This is a genomic window from Marinobacter flavimaris (assembly GCF_002933295.1).
GTDB lineage: Bacteria > Pseudomonadota > Gammaproteobacteria > Pseudomonadales > Oleiphilaceae > Marinobacter > Marinobacter flavimaris.
On record NZ_PSSW01000010.1, the window covers coordinates 85,115 to 101,397 of the forward strand.

Here is a 16,283-nt window from a genome sequence, read left to right on the forward strand (position 1 = left end):
TCGCTCAGGCGGAGACCACCGAGTTGCGGCCCTGCTGTCGGTCGAGCTGCCGGTAACCCAGAGCCTCAACCAGATGGCTCTGTCGTAGCTCCTCGCTGCCTTCAAGATCGGCAAGCGTTCGGGCAACTCGCAATATGCGGTGCAGTGCACGGGCCGAAAGCCCCAGCTTTTCCATGGCACCGGTGAGCAACTGCTCGCCCTGGCGATCCAGCCGGCACGCAGCCTGCAACGCACGCCCGGACAAGGCCGCATTCAGGCAACCCCGCTCTGATTGCCGGGCTCTGGCAATCAGGACACGCTCCCGGACGGTGGCGCTGGTTTCGCCATCCCCGCCCGACTGCATCAATACGTCGCCACCCTGCACAGGCACCTCCACATGCAGATCAAACCTGTCCAGAAGGGGGCCGGAAATTTTCGACCGGTAACGGGTAACCTGTTGCGGCGTACACTGACACTCGATGGTGGGATGACCACTGTAGCCACAGGGGCAGGGATTCATTGCAGCCACGACCTGAAATCGCGCCGGAAAATTCACCTGCCGTGCTGCCCGGCTGATCGAGATTTCGCCGGTTTCCATCGGCTCACGCAGGACCTCCAGCACCCGGCGTTCAAACTCTGGCAACTCGTCGAGAAACAGTACGCCCCGGTGAGCCAGTGAGATTTCTCCGGGCTTGGGGCTGCTGCCGCCGCCCACCAGGGCCACCGCTGAAGCGGTATGATGGGGCGCCCGGAAAGGCGGCTGGCGCCAGCCCCCGGCCCGAATCGGCAGCCCGGCCACCGAATGCACGCTGGCGACTTCCATGGCGGAGCCATCATCCAGCCCCGGAAGAATGCCGGGCAAACGACTGGCCAGCATACTCTTGCCGGTTCCCGGTGGGCCGAAGAACAGCAGATTGTGGCTGCCTGCCGCAGCCACTTCCAGTGCACGGCGGGGAACTCGCTGACCACGGACATCCGACAGGTCCGGCACTTCCCTGTTGCTGCCCGGCGCCTGTTCCAGCGAGGACCTGGGCACCGGCACCAGGCGGGCGCGGCCACTCAGGTGCTCGCACACGGCCAGCAGGTGGCCGGAAGCCAGAACGTCACCCTGGCTGGCCAGGGCCGCCTCCTCGGCATTGCCCTGGGGAACCAGCAGGTTTCGTTGCTCCTGCCGGGCGGCTAATACCGCCGGCAGCACGCCTTTAAGCGGCCTCAATGCACCATCAAGGGACAATTCGCCGAGAAATTCGCAGTCCGAAAGGCTCTCGGCCGGAATCTGGCCCGAGGCCGCCAGAATGCCCAGGGCAATAGGCAGATCAAAGCGACCACCCTCTTTGGGCAAGTCGGCAGGGGCAAGATTAATGGTGATTCTCCGGGCGGGGAACTCGAACCCGGCGTTCAGAAGGGCACTGCGAACACGCTCTTTGCTCTCCCTTACACCGGTTTCCGGCAGCCCCACAATCGAGAGCGCAGGCAAGCCGCCTGAGAGATGGACTTCAACGGTAACGGCGGGCGCCGACACGCCAATGGTGGCGCGGGAATGAACGATAGCAAGCATGACAACCTTCCATGGTAATGACCGGAACTGCTTGCCCGGCGTCCTGCCGGGCGTGTCCGTGGTTTACTGTTTTGGCAGGGAATTTTCCAGTTCGGCTACCCGCTTCTCGAGTGCGTCCACCTTTTCACGGGTCTTCAGCAGGACCGCCTGCTGGGCGTCGAACTCTTCCCTCGTTACCAACTCCAGGCGGGACAGGACGGACATCACGGTGGCCCGGGCCTGGGTTTCAAAATCTTCCCGTGCAGCGCGGGCCATGTCCGGTACAAACTGGCCAAACTGGCCCTGCAGCTGAGCAAAAATATCCTGTGGACCTTTCACACATCACCTCACACATTTCTGAAATATCCGGCTTCGACTAAAAGAGAGGGCCTGTTACCGGTTTGCAGGAGTGTATCACACCGCAGCCCCTGCCATACTGTAGGCGGTCGGCCCTATAATAGCGGTCGAACGGTCAGGCAGCCCGCTCCAATTTGGCTCACTGGCCGGCTACCCGCTTCATTTTGGTGCACAACTTTGCGCCATTCTGGTACGCGGATATCGTAGCCTGTTGTTTTAAATATATTTTTTTGCGTTGGCATACCCGATGCTAAAGCTCTCGTACGCAATCCGCACGATTGGTGTGCGAGGTGGCAGCATCCCGAGCTCAACAACCGGCCGACGGGCCCTCACTGTTGAGACGGCTTTACCAAGGAGAAAGCAATGAAACTTGTGACAGCGATCATCAAGCCTTTCAAATTGGACGATGTCCGTGAGGCATTATCCGAGATTGGCGTTCAAGGCGTAACCGTCACTGAAGTCAAAGGCTTCGGTCGGCAAAAAGGCCACACAGAACTCTATCGTGGCGCGGAATACGTGGTGGATTTCCTGCCCAAGGTGAAGGTGGAAGTTGCTATCGGCGACAACCTTCTGGACCAAGTTATCGAGTCCATCACCAAGGCGGCCAACACCGGCAAGATCGGTGACGGCAAGATCTTCGTGACTGAACTGGCTCAAGCCATCCGGATCCGGACTGGCGAAACCGGCGAAGAAGCGGTCTGAACCAGCTCTGATTTTTCGATCAGCCAACGCAAAAAAATTTATAACCTGAAAAGCCTCGTGCGGAGGGCTTCATATGGAAAGCAATCTTAATCACATTTTTGAACTCCAGTATGCGCTGGATACCTTTTACTTCCTGATTTGCGGTGCCCTGGTCATGTGGATGGCCGCTGGCTTTGCCATGCTGGAAGCCGGCCTGGTGCGTGCCAAGAACACCACTGAAATCCTGACCAAGAACGTGGCCCTGTTTGCGGTCGCCTGTACCATGTACCTGATTGTCGGCTACGACATCATGTACGACGGCGGTATCTTCCTGAGCGGTGTAACAACCGTTGCCGAGATGGACGACGCAGCGATCGCGGGCGTTATTGCAGCCTCCACTGAAGCCGGCTTCGGCGACATGGGCGAATACAGTGGCGCTTCTGACTTCTTCTTCCAGGTTGTTTTCGTTGCAACCGCCATGTCCATCGTTTCCGGCGCCGTGGCTGAGCGCATGAAGCTCTGGGCCTTCCTGGCTTTCGCCATCGTTATGTGTGGCTTCATCTACCCGATGCAGGGTTCCTGGACCTGGAACGGCGACGCGGTATTCGGCATGTACGAGCTGAGCTACAGCGACTACGCCGGTTCCGGTATCGTTCACATGGCAGGCGCAGCAGCGGCCCTGGCAGGCGTTCTTCTCCTCGGTGCCCGTAAAGGCAAGTACGGCGCCAAAGGCGAAATCCGTGCCTTCCCGGGCGCCAACCTGCCCCTGGCAACGCTTGGTACCTTCATCCTCTGGATGGGCTGGTTCGGCTTTAACGGCGGCTCCACCCTGAAGCTGGGTGGCATCGGTGTCGCCAACGAAGTTGCCAACGTGTTCCTGAACACCAACGCAGCTGCAGCCGGTGGCCTGATTGCCGCCCTGATCGTGGCACGCCTGATGTTCGGCAAAGCGGACCTGACCATGGCCCTGAACGGTGCCCTGGCTGGCCTGGTTGCCATCACTGCAGAGCCGGCGGATCCTTCTCCCCTGCTGGCCACCATCATCGGCGCCATTGGCGGCACCCTGGTTGTCTTCTCCATCGTAACCATGGACAAGCTGCGCATTGACGACCCGGTCGGTGCCATCTCTGTCCACGGCGTGGTGGGTATCTGGGGTATCTTCGCGGTTCTCCTGTCCGACGCAGACGCTACCTTCATGGGTCAGCTGGTCGGCATGCTCACCATCTTCATCTGGGTGTTCGTCACCAGCCTGATCGTCTGGGGCATCCTGAAAGCCGTCATGGGCATCAGGGTTTCCGAGGAAGACGAGTACGAAGGTGTGGATCTGTCCGAGTGCGGCATGGAAGCCTATCCGGAGTTTGTCAGCGGCAAGCAGTAATCGTTGACACGAGCAACGAAAAAGGGCGCCATCTGGCGCCCTTTTTTTGTCTGCTTTGTCTGCCCGCTTTCCCCTTAACCTTCTTCCGGACGGACCTCATCTTCCAGTGCATCCACCATGAACTGGGGCATCGCCAGGGCACCGTGATGAACCCCGGAATTATAGTATCGGGTCACGAACGGCCGGTTGTTGGCATCTTCCTCGCGGAAGTATTTGATCGGGTTTTCCTTGCTGGCCATGGTGCAGCTCCACCAGCCGGTGGGGTAGACCGGTTGCGGGAATGGCATGGTCTGCACATGCTCGAATCCGGCCTTACGCATGTCCTCGTGAATGCCCTTGATGATGCTGTCGGTGTGCAGCAGCGGTGATTCGCTCTGCTGGACAATAATGCCGCCTTCTCGAAGCGCCAACATGGCATCCCGGTAAAAATCCAGGGCAAACAGGCCTTCGGCCGGGCCGACAGGATCGGTGCTGTCGATAATAATGAGGTCGACACTGTTCGGCTCAATGTCCCGCATCCACTGGATACCATCTCCGAAGAAGAAATTGGCGCGCGGGTCACTGTTCGCTTCGCAAAGCTCCGGAAAATATTTTTCCGACATGCGGGTTACCCGCTCGTCGATTTCCACCTGCCAGGCTTCCTCAACGCCCGGATGCTTGAGCACCTCTTTCAGGGTGCCACAGTCACCGCCGCCGACAATCACCACCTTTTTGGGGTCCCGGTGGGTGAACAGGGCCGGATGGGTCATCATTTCGTGGTACAGGAAGTTATCGCGGGTGGTCAGCATCACGCAGCCGTCCAGAACCATCAGGTTGCCGAAGGTCTCGGTCTCGTAGATCTCCAGTTTCTGGAACGGTGTCTGCTCCTCGTGGAGCTTCTTTTTCACCTGAAGGGAGAACGCTGTCCCCTGATCCTGGAATACCTCGGTAAACCAGCCGTCATTGAGTGCTGTCATGTCTTGCCTCCCGATGTGGGCCATGGGCTGTGTTAAAAGGGCGTATTGTAGGGACGCCTTACCGTGAGCTAAAGCGATAATCGCGGCAACCGGCCAGATATTTTCCCTGCCCGGTTCTTTTAGCCCGTGGCGGGAATCCATACAATGTCGGCCAGAAGCCGGCTGCCGAACAATTCCCTGCCGGCCAGTGTTTCCTGACAGGATAGCAAGCATGAGCGAAGCCAGCGCCACCCCGGCCCACAAGGTTTACAACATTGCCCACTGGAGCGATGGCTACATAGGTGTCAACGACCAGGGACAGGTACTGATTCGTCCGGATCGGGGCCAGAGCCCGGCACGGATCAACCTGCCGGAGCTGACCCGAACACTGACCGACTCCGGGATTCAGTTGCCGGTGCTGGTGCGCTTCGTTGATATCCTCCACGACCGCGTCAACAAACTGTGCAATGCCTTCAACAAGGTCGCAGAAGAACATGCCTACCAGGGCCGTTACACAGCGGTCTACCCGATCAAGGTCAACCAGCAACGCCGCGTGGTCGAGGAACTGCTGGCCGCCGAGCCCGCTGCCTCTAAAGGGCAGATAGGCCTCGAAGCAGGCAGCAAGCCGGAATTGATGGCGGTGCTGGCGATGTCACAGCAACCGGGATCGGTGATCGTCTGCAACGGCTACAAAGACCGGGAGTACATCCGCCTGGCCCTGATCGGCCAGACCCTGGGTCACCGGGTGTTCATCGTGGTGGAGAAAAAATCCGAACTGCCACTTATCCTGGAGGAGGCAAAAAGCCTGGGCGTTTCGCCCCTGATCGGCGTGCGGGCGCGTCTGGCAACCATCGGCAAGGGCAACTGGCAGAACACAGGTGGTGAAAAGTCGAAATTCGGACTGTCTGCCAGCCAGGTCCTGGATGTCGTCGACACCCTGCGCGAGGCGGGTGCCCTGGACACCCTGCAACTTTTGCACTTCCATCTTGGCTCCCAGATTGCCAACATCCGTGACATCCAGACCGGTCTCCGGGAATGTGCCCGCTTCTACAGTGAACTGCGCCAGATGGGCGCTCCGGTGGGCACGGTGGATATCGGCGGCGGCCTGGGTGTGGACTACGAGGGCACCCGCTCCCGCAGCAGCTGCTCCATGAACTACAGCGTTTACGAATACGCCTATAACGTGGTGCATGTTCTGCAGGCGGAGTGTGATCGCCACGGCATTCCCCACCCGGACCTGATCAGCGAATCCGGCCGGGCCCTGACCGCCCACCATTCGGTGCTGGTAACCAACGTGATCGACCGCGAAGCACCGGAAAACCGGACGCCGGAACAACCAGACGATAACGCCTCCGCGCCACTGCACGACCTCTGGCGCGATCTCGACAGCCTGCAGGATACCAACACGCCGCGTTCATTGGCCGAGATCTACCACGACGTCCTGCATGCCATGGCCGACGTCCATGCGCAGTTTGCCCACGGCGTGCTCTCTCTGCAGGAACGGGCAGATGCGGAGACGCTGTACACCCGCTGTTGCCGCCTGCTTCGCAATCAGTTGGACAGCAGCAACCGGGCCCACCGGGAAATCATCGACGAGCTCAATGAGAAACTGGCCGAGAAGCTGTTTGTGAATTTCTCCCTGTTCCAGTCACTGCCGGATGTCTGGGGCATCGACCAGATCTTCCCGGTGATGCCGATCAACGGCCTGGACCGGCCGCTGAACCGCCGCGCCGTCATCCAGGACATCACCTGCGATTCGGACGGACGAATCGATCGTTACGTGGATGGCCAGGGCACCGAGACCACCCTGCCTCTACCTGAAGAAAAGACCGGCGAACCGCTGCTGATGGGTTTTTTCATGACCGGTGCCTATCAGGAAATTCTGGGGGACATGCACAACCTGTTCGGCGACACTCATTCCGTGGATGTCCGCTTGACGGCAGAAGGTGGCTACGAGATCAGCGACCCCATCACCGGCGATACCGTAGCCAAGGTGTTGCGCTATGTGAACTTTGAACCGGATGCCCTGGTGGAGGCCTACCGACGCAAGTTCGCCGCCTCCACCCTGGCGCCGGAGACCCAGTCAGCGCTGCTGGCGGAGCTGGCCGCCGGTCTTGATGGCTACACCTACCTGGAAGAATAGCCAGAGTCAGGGTTTCTGGTGCGTCCGACGCCAGGCGCTGGGCGAGAGGCCTTCCCATTTTCGGAAGGCCCGGCCAAAGTTGGAAGGGTCGCTGTAGCCGAGGGCGTCGGCAATCTCGTCGATGGTCAGCTCATTGCGCCGCAGCAGCTCCAACGCTCGGCGGTGGCGCAGGGAATCCTGCAACTGCTGGAAACGGACCCCTTCCGCTGCCAGCTGCCTGCGTAGTGTCCTCGTGGATATTTGCAGGTGCTCGGCCACGTCTTCCAGAGCCGGCAAGCGTTGACTCCGTCCCGTCTCAAGCAGGCGCATCACCCTGTCGGCTACCGATGTTGCTCCTTCGATAAATCGCATTTCCTCTTCGCACTGGGCCTCGGCAATCCGGCGTGTCACCGGATTCGACAGGGACATGGGCGAGTCCAGAAACACCCGCCTGAACCTTAACTGGTTCACACCGCTGCCAAACGAGATCTGACTGCCAAACAGCTGCCGATAGGCTGAGACATCTCCGGGCTCCGGAAAGTCTAAGAGGCAGCGGCCGCCGTCCAGGAGTCGTTGACCGAACAGTAAAAGGTTTACATCCATCAACGACGCCATCACCACGTCAACATTGAAACGGTATAGCTCCTCGATTCCGTGGGCCAGATCCAGCTGGATGACCGCCTCACGATCCTCCACGAAAAAAGACAGCCTCATGTAAACAAAACGGATCTGGAAATACTTGATCAACACGGTGAGCGCCTGCTCCAGGGTGTCGCAACTGATGGCAGCCTGGGCGAGGGAACCGTGGGTGGTAAACTTCAGTCGTTTGCCGAACTCCAGCCCCAGGGCAGGATCACCGCTTTGCGCCAGGCTTTCCCGACACAGGGCGCTGAACTGATCAACCGTGATGAAGTTGTCCGGGTGTCCAAGCATGGACGGACGGATTCCGGCGGCCGACAGCAACCGCCCACGCTGCAGGCCCCGATCCTCCGCCAACTGGCAGAGGATATCCGCATAGTGCGCCCGGATAACGGGCAAATTTCCGGAAATGCCGGGTGCATTCATGGGGATGGTTTTCTTCCGGTCTCGGTTTATTGCTCAGACTAGACCGCTCGGGCTGTTCCGGCAATTACCGGCGAGACGACCGGCAACCGTCTCTGGCGCCAGCTTTTTTGCATTTTTTTCGGACCGGCAGATCCAACGCGTAAACCACTCCGTAAATCTTGCGACTGACAAAACCGGGACGAGTGCATAGAATGATGACCAGAACAAGCTCAAATCATGCGACTGTCAAGGAGCGTCCGGTGACCACACTGGATCAGAAGCCAGCCAGTTCCGAGGGCCGAAAGGACCCGTGGAGCCAGATGCTGCAGAAAGTGGGCAAGCACCAGGATCGCGAGGCGTACCACGCGCTGTTCGAGCATTTTGGCCCGCAAATCAAGTACTACGCCATGGCGAACGGTCTGGCGAGTCATGCGGAAGAGCTCGTGCAGGAAGTATTCGTGTCGATCTGGAGACGCTCATGCCTCTACGACTGGCGCAAGGCGGCGGCATCAACCTGGATTTTCACCATCGCCCGGAACCAGCGAATCGATATGCTGAGAAAGATGCAGCGTACCAGTGCTGAAATGCCGGTCGAGACAGAAGACCTTTGGCAGATTCCGGGTGAGAACGAAAACGAGCCGGTCACTTCTTTGCACCGTCTCATGTCCGAACGGCGAATCAGGGAATCCCTGAGTCATCTGCCGGAAGAACAGATTACGGTCATTGCCAAAGTGTACATGGAAAACAAGTCGCACCAGATGGTTGCGGACGAGTTGGACATTCCTCTTGGCACCGTGAAAAGCCGGGTTCGCCTGGCATTGAATAAACTGAAAGTGATTTTGCAGGACCAGAACGTATGACACGGCACCATCCCGACAGCCTGAGCCTGATGGAGTACAGCGCAGGTAACCTGAGCGAGCCCCATGCCCTGTGCATCAAGCTCCACCTGGACAAGTGTTCCCACTGCCGCAGCCGTGTGGACACGCTTGATAGCCTTGGGGCTGTGATGATGGAGCAGCAGCCAAAGGTGACTGTCTCTGAAAGCATGTTCGACAGCATTCTTTCAAAGATCGACAGCGAGCCGGCAGCTGAGCCGGCAGCAGCGGCTGCCCCGAGGGTCAGCGCCCTGCAGAAGCTACTGGGTGAAGATCTCAACAGCTTGCCGTGGAAGCGCCAGCTGGGTGATGTGAGCGTCCTGGACATCACCGACCGGTTCCCCGGTCAGAAAGAACAGGTTGTACTCCAGAAACTCGCTGCCGGCGGCAAAGCGCCTGCCCACACGCATCGCGGCGAGGAAACGACCATCGTCCTTCAGGGTGCGTTTGCAGACCAGAAAGGGGTGTTTAACCAGTGGGATTTCGTGGTCCTGAACGATGAGGACGAACACAAGCCCGTAGCGGTTGGTTGCGAGGACTGTATAACACTCTCCGTGTTGAGTGCTCCGGTGAAGCTCACGGGCACCTTTACCCGGATGCTCAATCCCTTTATTCGGTAACCTTCCGCCGAATGACGGACACGAAAAAGGGGCGATGGAAATCGCCCCTTTTTTGTAGCCGACACCAGGGTTGCCCGAACTACCAGGGCAGCTCTGTACCATCCCAGCTCAGAAACTTTCCGTTATCGTCTTCCCCCAGTCCATCGAGCACCTCCAGAAGGTTGGTAGCCGTCTCCTCTGGAGTATGCACGTTAAGCTTGGCGAGAGATTGGCTGAACGGTTCGCTCAACGCCGACTCAGTGGTGCCCGGATGCAACGAAACACAAGCTATCGGTTTGCATCGCCGGGGTAATTCGATGGACAGGTTACGCACCAGCATGTTGAGCGCCGCCTTGGAGCTCCGGTAGGCATACCAGCCGCCAAACCCGTTGTCGGTTATCGAGCCAACCTTGGCGGAAATAGCCACCACCCGTTTGAATGCCCGATGTCGCAGCCATGGCAATAGCGCCTGGGTCAGCAATCCGAAACCGGTTGCGTTGACGGCAAACGCACGCGCCATACTCTGCGGATCGAGGTCTTCAAGGCGCTTCTCCGGGAACATATCCGGCCCGTGAAGCAGCCCCGCGGCATAAATAAAGCTATCAATCCCATCCTCCCTGTTTAGCAGCGATTCCAGTGCCTCGGCAATCGCACCGGGCGCGGCACTGCTTTCGGCATCCCAGGGCAGCAAAGTGATGCGCTGATGGCTGCGCAAAGCGTCCGGCGCATTCTCCGGATCACGGCACAACCCGATCACCCTGGTTTGGGAATCACGCTCAAGCAACCGGCTTGCCAAAGCGCCACCGATTGCGCCGGAAACCCCGGCTATCAACACTTGTTTCATTTGATACCTCCTTGGTTCGGGAGGACATACGAAAATTCTATCGTCCAGACTGCCAAAACGGTGAACCAGCGCATTAAAACGGGCGTATGAAACCAGTGTTCAAATTATCTTCGGGTCGCTGCCGAATGCTGCAGCGCTCCCGTTAAAACGGCGCACCTAGGAGAGTATCCATGCAATACCAGGCTCCGGCGAATGACCTTCGCTTTCTGTTGTTTGATGTATTGGGCGCAGACCGGCTGCATGAGCTGGAAAAATACGCAGATGCCACCCCGGATCTGATTTCCGCGGTTATTGACGAGGCTGGCAAGCTCGCCGCAGAAGTCATCCAGCCCACCAACCAGGTCGGCGACCGGGAAGGCTGTACCTACGATCCCGAGACCCGCTCGGTGAAAACGCCCGAAGGATTCAAGGATGCCTACAAGAAGTTCGTTGAGGGCGGCTGGACAGCGCTGGACGCACCGCTTGAATACGGCGGCCAGGGCCTGCCCCACACCCTGAAGTTCGTGGTGGACGAAATGGTCTGCTCCACCAACCTCTCCCTGGGCATGTATCCGGGCCTGACCCATGGCGCCATCAGTGCCCTGCACGCACACGGGTCGGACGAACTGAAAAACATCTATCTGGAAAAACTGATCTCCGGCGAGTGGACCGGCACCATGTGCCTGACCGAACCCCAGTGCGGCACAGATCTTGGCCTGATTCGCACCCGCGCCAACCCGAACGATGACGGCAGCTACGCCATCGAAGGTACCAAGATCTGGATTACCGGGGGCGAACACGACCTGGTGGACAACATCGTGCATCTGGTTCTGGCCAAGCTGCCCGGCGCGCCGGATACCACCAAGGGCATTTCCCTGTTTGTGGTACCCAAGTTCCTGCCGGAATCCGGGGAGCGAAACCCGGCCTTCTGTGGCGGCCTTGAGCACAAAATGGGCATCAAGGGTTCTGCAACCTGCGTCATGAACTTCGAGGGCGCCAAAGGCTGGCTTGTCGGCGAGCCGAACGATGGTATGCGTGCCATGTTCACCATGATGAACGAGGCGCGCCTGATGGTTGGTATGCAGGGCCTGGGCCTGGCCGAAATGGCCTACCAGGAAAGCCTCGGCTTTGCCCGTGAGCGCCTGCAGAGCCGTTCACTGAGCGGCCCGAAGAACCCCGATGGTCCCGCTGACCCGATCATCGTGCATCCGGATGTACGCCGAATGCTGATGCGCCAGAAAGTTCTGAACGAGGGTATGCGTGCTCTGGCCCTGTTTGCTGGCCACCAACTGGATCTCTCTGTCGCCCATCCAGACGAGACCGTCCGGGAATCCGCGGACGATCTGGTTCAACTGCTTACCCCGGTGGTGAAGTCGTTCCTGACAGACGAAGGCTTCAACAACGCCAACACCGGGCTGCAGGTACTGGGTGGCTCGGGCTTCACCACCGACTGGCCGCTGGAGCAGCTGGTTCGTGACGGCCGGATCGCCAGGATCTACGAGGGCACCAACGGCATTCAGGCCATGGACCTCGTGGGCCGCAAGCTGAGTCTGAAAGGCGGCCAGCTGGTGCGCACCCTCTTTGGCACCCTGAGCGGATATCTGAAGGACAATCCGGAAGCGCCGCACCGTGAAGAGCTGAAAAACGCCATGAAGGCGCTTGAGACAGCCACCATGTGGCTGGCCAGCAACGCACCGAAAGATCCGGAGCAGGCGGGCGCCGCCGCGACACCGTATCTGCGCCTGATGGCGCTGACGGTCATCGGTTACCTCTGGTCCAGGATGGCAAACGTTGCCAACGAACAGCTTGCCGCCGGCGAAGGCAACAAGCCCCTGCTCGAGAGCAAGGTTGTCTCTGCCCGCTTCTACTTTGAAAGGCTGCTTCCGGAAGTCGACTGGCTGCTGGGTGACATTCAGAGTGGCAAGGACAGCCTGATGGCGTTCTCGGACGACCACTGGGCCGCGTGATCCGCTATCCGGCCAGTGCTCCCAAGGCCTGGCCGGAAATGACCGATCAATGACAGCTTGTGACCTTCAGGTGAATGCACTGGCCATTGATAATGATCAAGTTGATTAGTGTCTCTGAACTAGTCCCGCCCAGCTCCCCGTCGGACTGGGCACTTTGAAAGCCACGCCCTGCGTGGCTTTTTTTATGGTCCTTTTTTGTCTGTGCGGTCACTGGGTTACAATTGCGATCTTTGATTCTGTCCGGTCTGCGACCGGACCTGCACGGGGACATCATGAACGCCGACGATTACGCTTTCCGCTTTGGTGGCATCGAACGACTCTACGGGCGCCGGGCCCTGGAAGCCTTTCGTCACGCCAATATTGCTGTGGTCGGTCTTGGCGGGGTCGGGTCCTGGGCCGCTGAAGCCCTGGCCCGAAGTGGCGTTGGTACCATCACCCTGATCGACATGGACGATGTCTGTGTGTCCAACACCAACCGCCAGCTCCACGCCCTGGAAGGCCAGTACGGCCGTACCAAAACCGACGCCATGGCAGACCGGTTGCGGGCGATCAACCCGGAAGCCGACATTCGGGTGCATTTCGGCTTCCTGACCACGAAGAACGTCAGCGAGCTGATCACCGAAGACATGACCGGGGTAATCGACGCCATCGACAGCGTCAAAGCCAAGGCCGCCCTGATTGCCCACTGCCAGCGCCGGAAAATTCCTCTGGTCTGTGCCGGCGGCGCAGGCGGACAGATCGACCCCACTCAGATCCAGGTGGCAGACCTCAGCAAAACAACCCAGGACCCACTGCTGGCCAAGGTTCGAAACCTTCTGCGGCGGGAATATGGCTTTTCCCGGAATCCAAAGCGGCGCTTTGGCATTGAGGCCGTATACTCCCTCGAGCAGCTGACGTATCCTGCCGGAGACGGGGAAGTGTGCCTGCAGAAACCGGCCACCGACGGTCCGGTGCGCCTGGATTGCGCCTCCGGCTTTGGCGCCGCCAGCCCGGTGACCGCCAGCTTCGGTTTATTTGCGGCTTCCCGACTCCTGAACCGGATTGCCCGGCGCGCCAACCAATAGATCAACGGAACTGAAACCATTATGCCAGTCAGCACTGTCCTGCTTCTTGCCAGCATTGGCGTTTTATCATTGTTCTGCCAGTGGCTTGCCTGGCGCGTGCGTATGCCCGCCATCCTTTTCCTGTTGGCGGGTGGCATTGCCGCCGGGCCTGTTCTGGGTTTTCTGGCACCGGAAGTGGTGTTCGGCGATCTGCTGTTTCCGGTTATTTCCCTGGCCGTTGCCATCATCCTGTTTGAGGGCAGCCTGACCCTGCGCTACGAGGAGATACGGGGCCATGGTAAAATGGTTCGCAACCTCATTCCGGTCGGTTCTATCGTCACCTGCATCATCGGCACCCTGGCTGCCCGCTGGCTTCTGGATGTCTCCTGGGCAGTCGCCCTGCTGTTTGGCGCCATCTCGATTGTCACCGGCCCGACGGTTATCGCGCCGCTGCTGCGCTCCGTGCGACCCGATTCGAAACTGGCCAACATACTGCGCTGGGAAGGCATCATCATTGACCCCGTTGGCGCTCTGCTGGCGGTTCTGGTATTCGAGGGGATTGTCTCCTGGGGCCAGGGCAACGTGTTTGGCCACTCGTTGTATATCTTTGGAAAAACCCTGGCTGTGGGTTTTGTGATCGGTGCCGTGGCCGGGTATCTCAACGGCATCGTATTGCGCAAGCACTGGATTCCGCAGTACCTGCATAACGCTGGCACACTCACTTTCATGCTCGGCGTCTATGCCATTTCGAACGAACTGGCCCATGAGTCTGGCCTGCTGACCGTGACCATCATGGGCATCTGGATGGCCAACATGAAGCAGGTGCCTATAGAGAGCATCCTCGAGTTCAAGGAATCCCTGAGCGTTCTGCTGATATCCGCCCTGTTCATTATTCTGGCGGCGCGAGTTGAGTTTGCGGCGATTGCCGAATTGGGTTGGGGCCTGGTGGCTGTGCTGGCCCTGCTGATGCTGGTAGCCCGCCCCCTGAGTATTTTCCTGTCGGCCATCGGCACCAACCTGAACTTGCGGGAAAAGCTATTTCTGAGCTGGATCGCCCCCCGGGGCATCGTCGCGGCCGCGGTGTCAGCGCTGTTCGCTTTCCAGCTGCAGAAGTTGGGTTATGAGAGTGCCGGCGCCCTGGTACCCCTGGTGTTTATGCTGATTATCGCCACCGTTACTCTGCAGAGCCTCACCGCACGGCCGGTTGCCCGCCTATTGAAGGTCGCGGAACCAGCGGAATACGGCTTCCTGATCCTGGGCGCCAATCCGGTGGCCCGTATGATTGGCATGGCCCTGAAAAAGTATGAGGTGCCCGTGACCCTGGCGGACACCAACTGGGAAAACGTCCGTCAGGCCCGCATGGAGAACCTGCAGGTGTACTTCGGCAACCCGGTTTCCGAGCATGCATCGACCCATCTGGACCTGACAGGCATCGGTAAGCTGCTGGTGATCTCCCCGTACAAGCACATGAACTCACTGGCCACGTACCACTTCCTGGACTGGTTCGGAAACAAGTGCGTGTTCAGCCTGGCCGAAGGTGATCAGGACCAGAAGGCCCGGCATCAGACGGCTGAAAAAATACAGATGACCCGGGGCCTGTTCGATGGCGTCAGCTACGCCAAGCTGGCCAGTCTGGTGAGCCAGGGCTACACCGTAAAGACCACCCAGTTGAGTGAGGAATTCGGTTACGAGGAGTTCCTGAACAAATACCAGAACCAGGCCCTGGTGCTGTTCACGTTCGACAGCAAGGAACACGTCGCCCCGGTTTGCAGCATGAAAGACCTGAAACCGGAAAACGACTGGATCCTGATCAGCCTGGTACCGCCCCAGGCCCGCAAGGAGCGCAAGGAGAAAGAGGGAGGAGAACCATCGGCCAGCCAGGATCAACCGGCCGATCAGGAACCCTCATCGACAATCTAGCACCAGCTTGCCGCGCACGTGCCCGCCTTCCAGCAGTTCGTGGGCCTGCGCGACATCGTCCAGCGCGAACGCTTTTTCGATGTGCACCTTGACGTCACCGTCCTCAATCAGCTCGGCAATCTCATCCAGGTGAAATACGTCGGGACGCACAGTCATGCCATGGGCGCGTAAACCCATTTCCTCGGCAGCACTGATGATTTCGTCGGCGGTAACCGTCGGGATGGTCACGAGGACTCCATGTTCGCCGAGGGTGTGCAGGGAGCGTTTGCCGGTATCACCCCCAACAAGGTCCAGTACCACGTCCAGACCATAGCACTCTTCGGCGATATCCGTGTTGCGGTAGTCAATCACCTCGTGGACCCCGAGTTCCGCCAGGAAATCCCGGTTACCGGCCGAGGCCGTTGCAATGACATGGGCACCGCGCTCCAATGCAAACTGCACCGCAAAATGGCCCACGCCACCGGCGCCGGCGTGGATCAGGATTTTCTGCCCCGACTCCAGTTTCGCCATCTCAAACAGAGCCTGCCATGCGGTCAGTGCCGCCAGGGGCAAGGCACCTGCAGACACCAGGTCCAGTTCTTCCGGCACGATAGCCAGTTCATCGGCCGCGGCCAGGGCATACTGCGCATAACCGCCACCGCCGGCCGGGAATCCGACCATGCCCATGACACGGTCACCGGGCGCAAGGGTGGTCACGTTGGCACCTACTCCGACAACCTCTCCGGCGACATCGTAACCGGGCGTCCACGGCAACGAATTCTCGATCTGCCGCGCCGCGAAACCAAGCCCCTTCCGGGTTTTCCAGTCGATCGGATTGAGCCCCGCACCGTGCACCCTGACGAGCACCTGATCGTCTCCGGGGACTGGCACATCGGCCGAGACCACTTGCAGGACGTCACGCTCACCAAAGCGATCGTAGATCACATGGCGCATCGTGGCTTCAGCGTTCTGATCGGCAGTATTTTCCATGAAGATCTCCGGACAACAGGTTAAACGGGATTGGCTTTGAACAAGATTAGCTGA

14 protein-coding genes are annotated in these 16,283 nt (G+C 59.3%); 8 read left to right on the plus strand and 6 right to left on the minus strand.

The window, feature by feature from the left end; genetic code table 11:
* Nucleotides 1–4 precede the first annotated feature (4 nt).
* Together MDHKLMBL_RS16765 and MDHKLMBL_RS16770 are read right to left on the minus strand one after the other, a co-directional pair.
* A complete protein-coding gene (locus MDHKLMBL_RS16765; protein WP_053114206.1) occupies nt 5–1,537 on the minus strand; it encodes a YifB family Mg chelatase-like AAA ATPase in 1,533 nt (510 codons plus the stop codon).
* Between the two features lie 63 nt (nt 1,538–1,600).
* The gene (locus MDHKLMBL_RS16770) at nt 1,601–1,855 is read right to left on the minus strand and encodes an accessory factor UbiK family protein (protein WP_008173270.1); all 255 of its coding nucleotides are present in this window, start codon (nt 1,853–1,855) and stop codon (nt 1,601–1,603) included.
* A 381-nt stretch (nt 1,856–2,236) separates the two neighbouring features.
* On the opposite strand from MDHKLMBL_RS16770, the gene glnK reads away from it, so the two are divergent.
* The gene (gene glnK, locus MDHKLMBL_RS16775; RefSeq protein ID WP_008173268.1) at nt 2,237–2,575 is read left to right on the plus strand and encodes a P-II family nitrogen regulator; all 339 of its coding nucleotides are present in this window, start codon (nt 2,237–2,239) and stop codon (nt 2,573–2,575) included.
* Nucleotides 2,576–2,648: 73 nt separating this feature from the next.
* Nucleotides 2,649–3,932, plus strand: a complete 1,284-nt coding sequence (locus MDHKLMBL_RS16780) for an ammonium transporter (protein WP_008173267.1) — start codon at nt 2,649–2,651, stop codon at nt 3,930–3,932.
* A gap of 74 nt (nt 3,933–4,006) precedes the next feature.
* Here the strand turns inward: MDHKLMBL_RS16780 and speE are convergent, their stop codons facing one another.
* Complete coding sequence (gene speE, locus MDHKLMBL_RS16785) at nt 4,007–4,888, minus strand: polyamine aminopropyltransferase (protein WP_008173265.1); 882 nt, start codon at nt 4,886–4,888, stop codon at nt 4,007–4,009.
* 211 nt (nt 4,889–5,099) lie between these two features.
* On the opposite strand from speE, the gene speA reads away from it, so the two are divergent.
* Nucleotides 5,100–7,010 (plus strand): biosynthetic arginine decarboxylase, encoded by a 1,911-nt coding sequence (gene speA, locus MDHKLMBL_RS16790; RefSeq protein WP_053114204.1) that lies wholly within the window; start codon nt 5,100–5,102, stop codon nt 7,008–7,010.
* A 6-nt stretch (nt 7,011–7,016) separates the two neighbouring features.
* Here the strand turns inward: speA and MDHKLMBL_RS16795 are convergent, their stop codons facing one another.
* Nucleotides 7,017–8,054, minus strand: coding sequence for an AraC family transcriptional regulator (locus MDHKLMBL_RS16795; protein WP_053114202.1), 1,038 nt, complete (start codon nt 8,052–8,054; stop codon nt 7,017–7,019).
* Nucleotides 8,055–8,293: 239 nt separating this feature from the next.
* Here MDHKLMBL_RS16795 and MDHKLMBL_RS16800 point away from each other — a divergent pair, with 239 nt between their 5' ends.
* Both MDHKLMBL_RS16800 and MDHKLMBL_RS16805 read left to right on the plus strand, forming a co-directional pair.
* Entirely contained in the window at nt 8,294–8,893 is a 600-nt protein-coding gene (locus MDHKLMBL_RS16800) for a sigma-70 family RNA polymerase sigma factor (protein WP_053114200.1), read from the plus strand.
* Complete coding sequence (locus tag MDHKLMBL_RS16805; RefSeq protein WP_053114198.1) at nt 8,890–9,528, plus strand: ChrR family anti-sigma-E factor; 639 nt, start codon at nt 8,890–8,892, stop codon at nt 9,526–9,528. The genes MDHKLMBL_RS16800 and MDHKLMBL_RS16805 overlap by 4 nt, the downstream gene beginning before the upstream one ends.
* 79 nt (nt 9,529–9,607) lie before the next feature.
* Here the strand turns inward: MDHKLMBL_RS16805 and MDHKLMBL_RS16810 are convergent, their stop codons facing one another.
* Nucleotides 9,608–10,351: an SDR family oxidoreductase gene (locus MDHKLMBL_RS16810; RefSeq protein WP_053114195.1), complete on the minus strand. Its 744-nt coding sequence runs from the start codon at nt 10,349–10,351 to the stop codon at nt 9,608–9,610.
* Between the two features lie 170 nt (nt 10,352–10,521).
* Here MDHKLMBL_RS16810 and MDHKLMBL_RS16815 point away from each other — a divergent pair, with 170 nt between their 5' ends.
* From MDHKLMBL_RS16815 to MDHKLMBL_RS16825, 3 genes are all read left to right on the plus strand, one after another.
* On the plus strand, nt 10,522–12,297 hold the full coding sequence (locus tag MDHKLMBL_RS16815) for an acyl-CoA dehydrogenase C-terminal domain-containing protein (protein ID WP_008173252.1): 1,776 nt from the start codon (nt 10,522–10,524) through the stop codon (nt 12,295–12,297).
* A 272-nt stretch (nt 12,298–12,569) separates the two neighbouring features.
* Entirely contained in the window at nt 12,570–13,361 is a 792-nt protein-coding gene (gene tcdA, locus MDHKLMBL_RS16820) for a tRNA cyclic N6-threonylcarbamoyladenosine(37) synthase TcdA (protein WP_169702126.1), read from the plus strand.
* A gap of 21 nt (nt 13,362–13,382) precedes the next feature.
* A complete protein-coding gene (locus MDHKLMBL_RS16825) occupies nt 13,383–15,260 on the plus strand; it encodes a cation:proton antiporter (protein WP_053114176.1) in 1,878 nt (625 codons plus the stop codon).
* Here MDHKLMBL_RS16825 and MDHKLMBL_RS16830 read toward each other — a convergent pair.
* Entirely contained in the window at nt 15,246–16,229 is a 984-nt protein-coding gene (locus MDHKLMBL_RS16830) for an NADP-dependent oxidoreductase (protein ID WP_008173247.1), read from the minus strand. The two genes, MDHKLMBL_RS16825 and MDHKLMBL_RS16830, sit on opposite strands and share 15 nt — an antisense overlap.
* Nucleotides 16,230–16,283 lie beyond the last annotated feature (54 nt).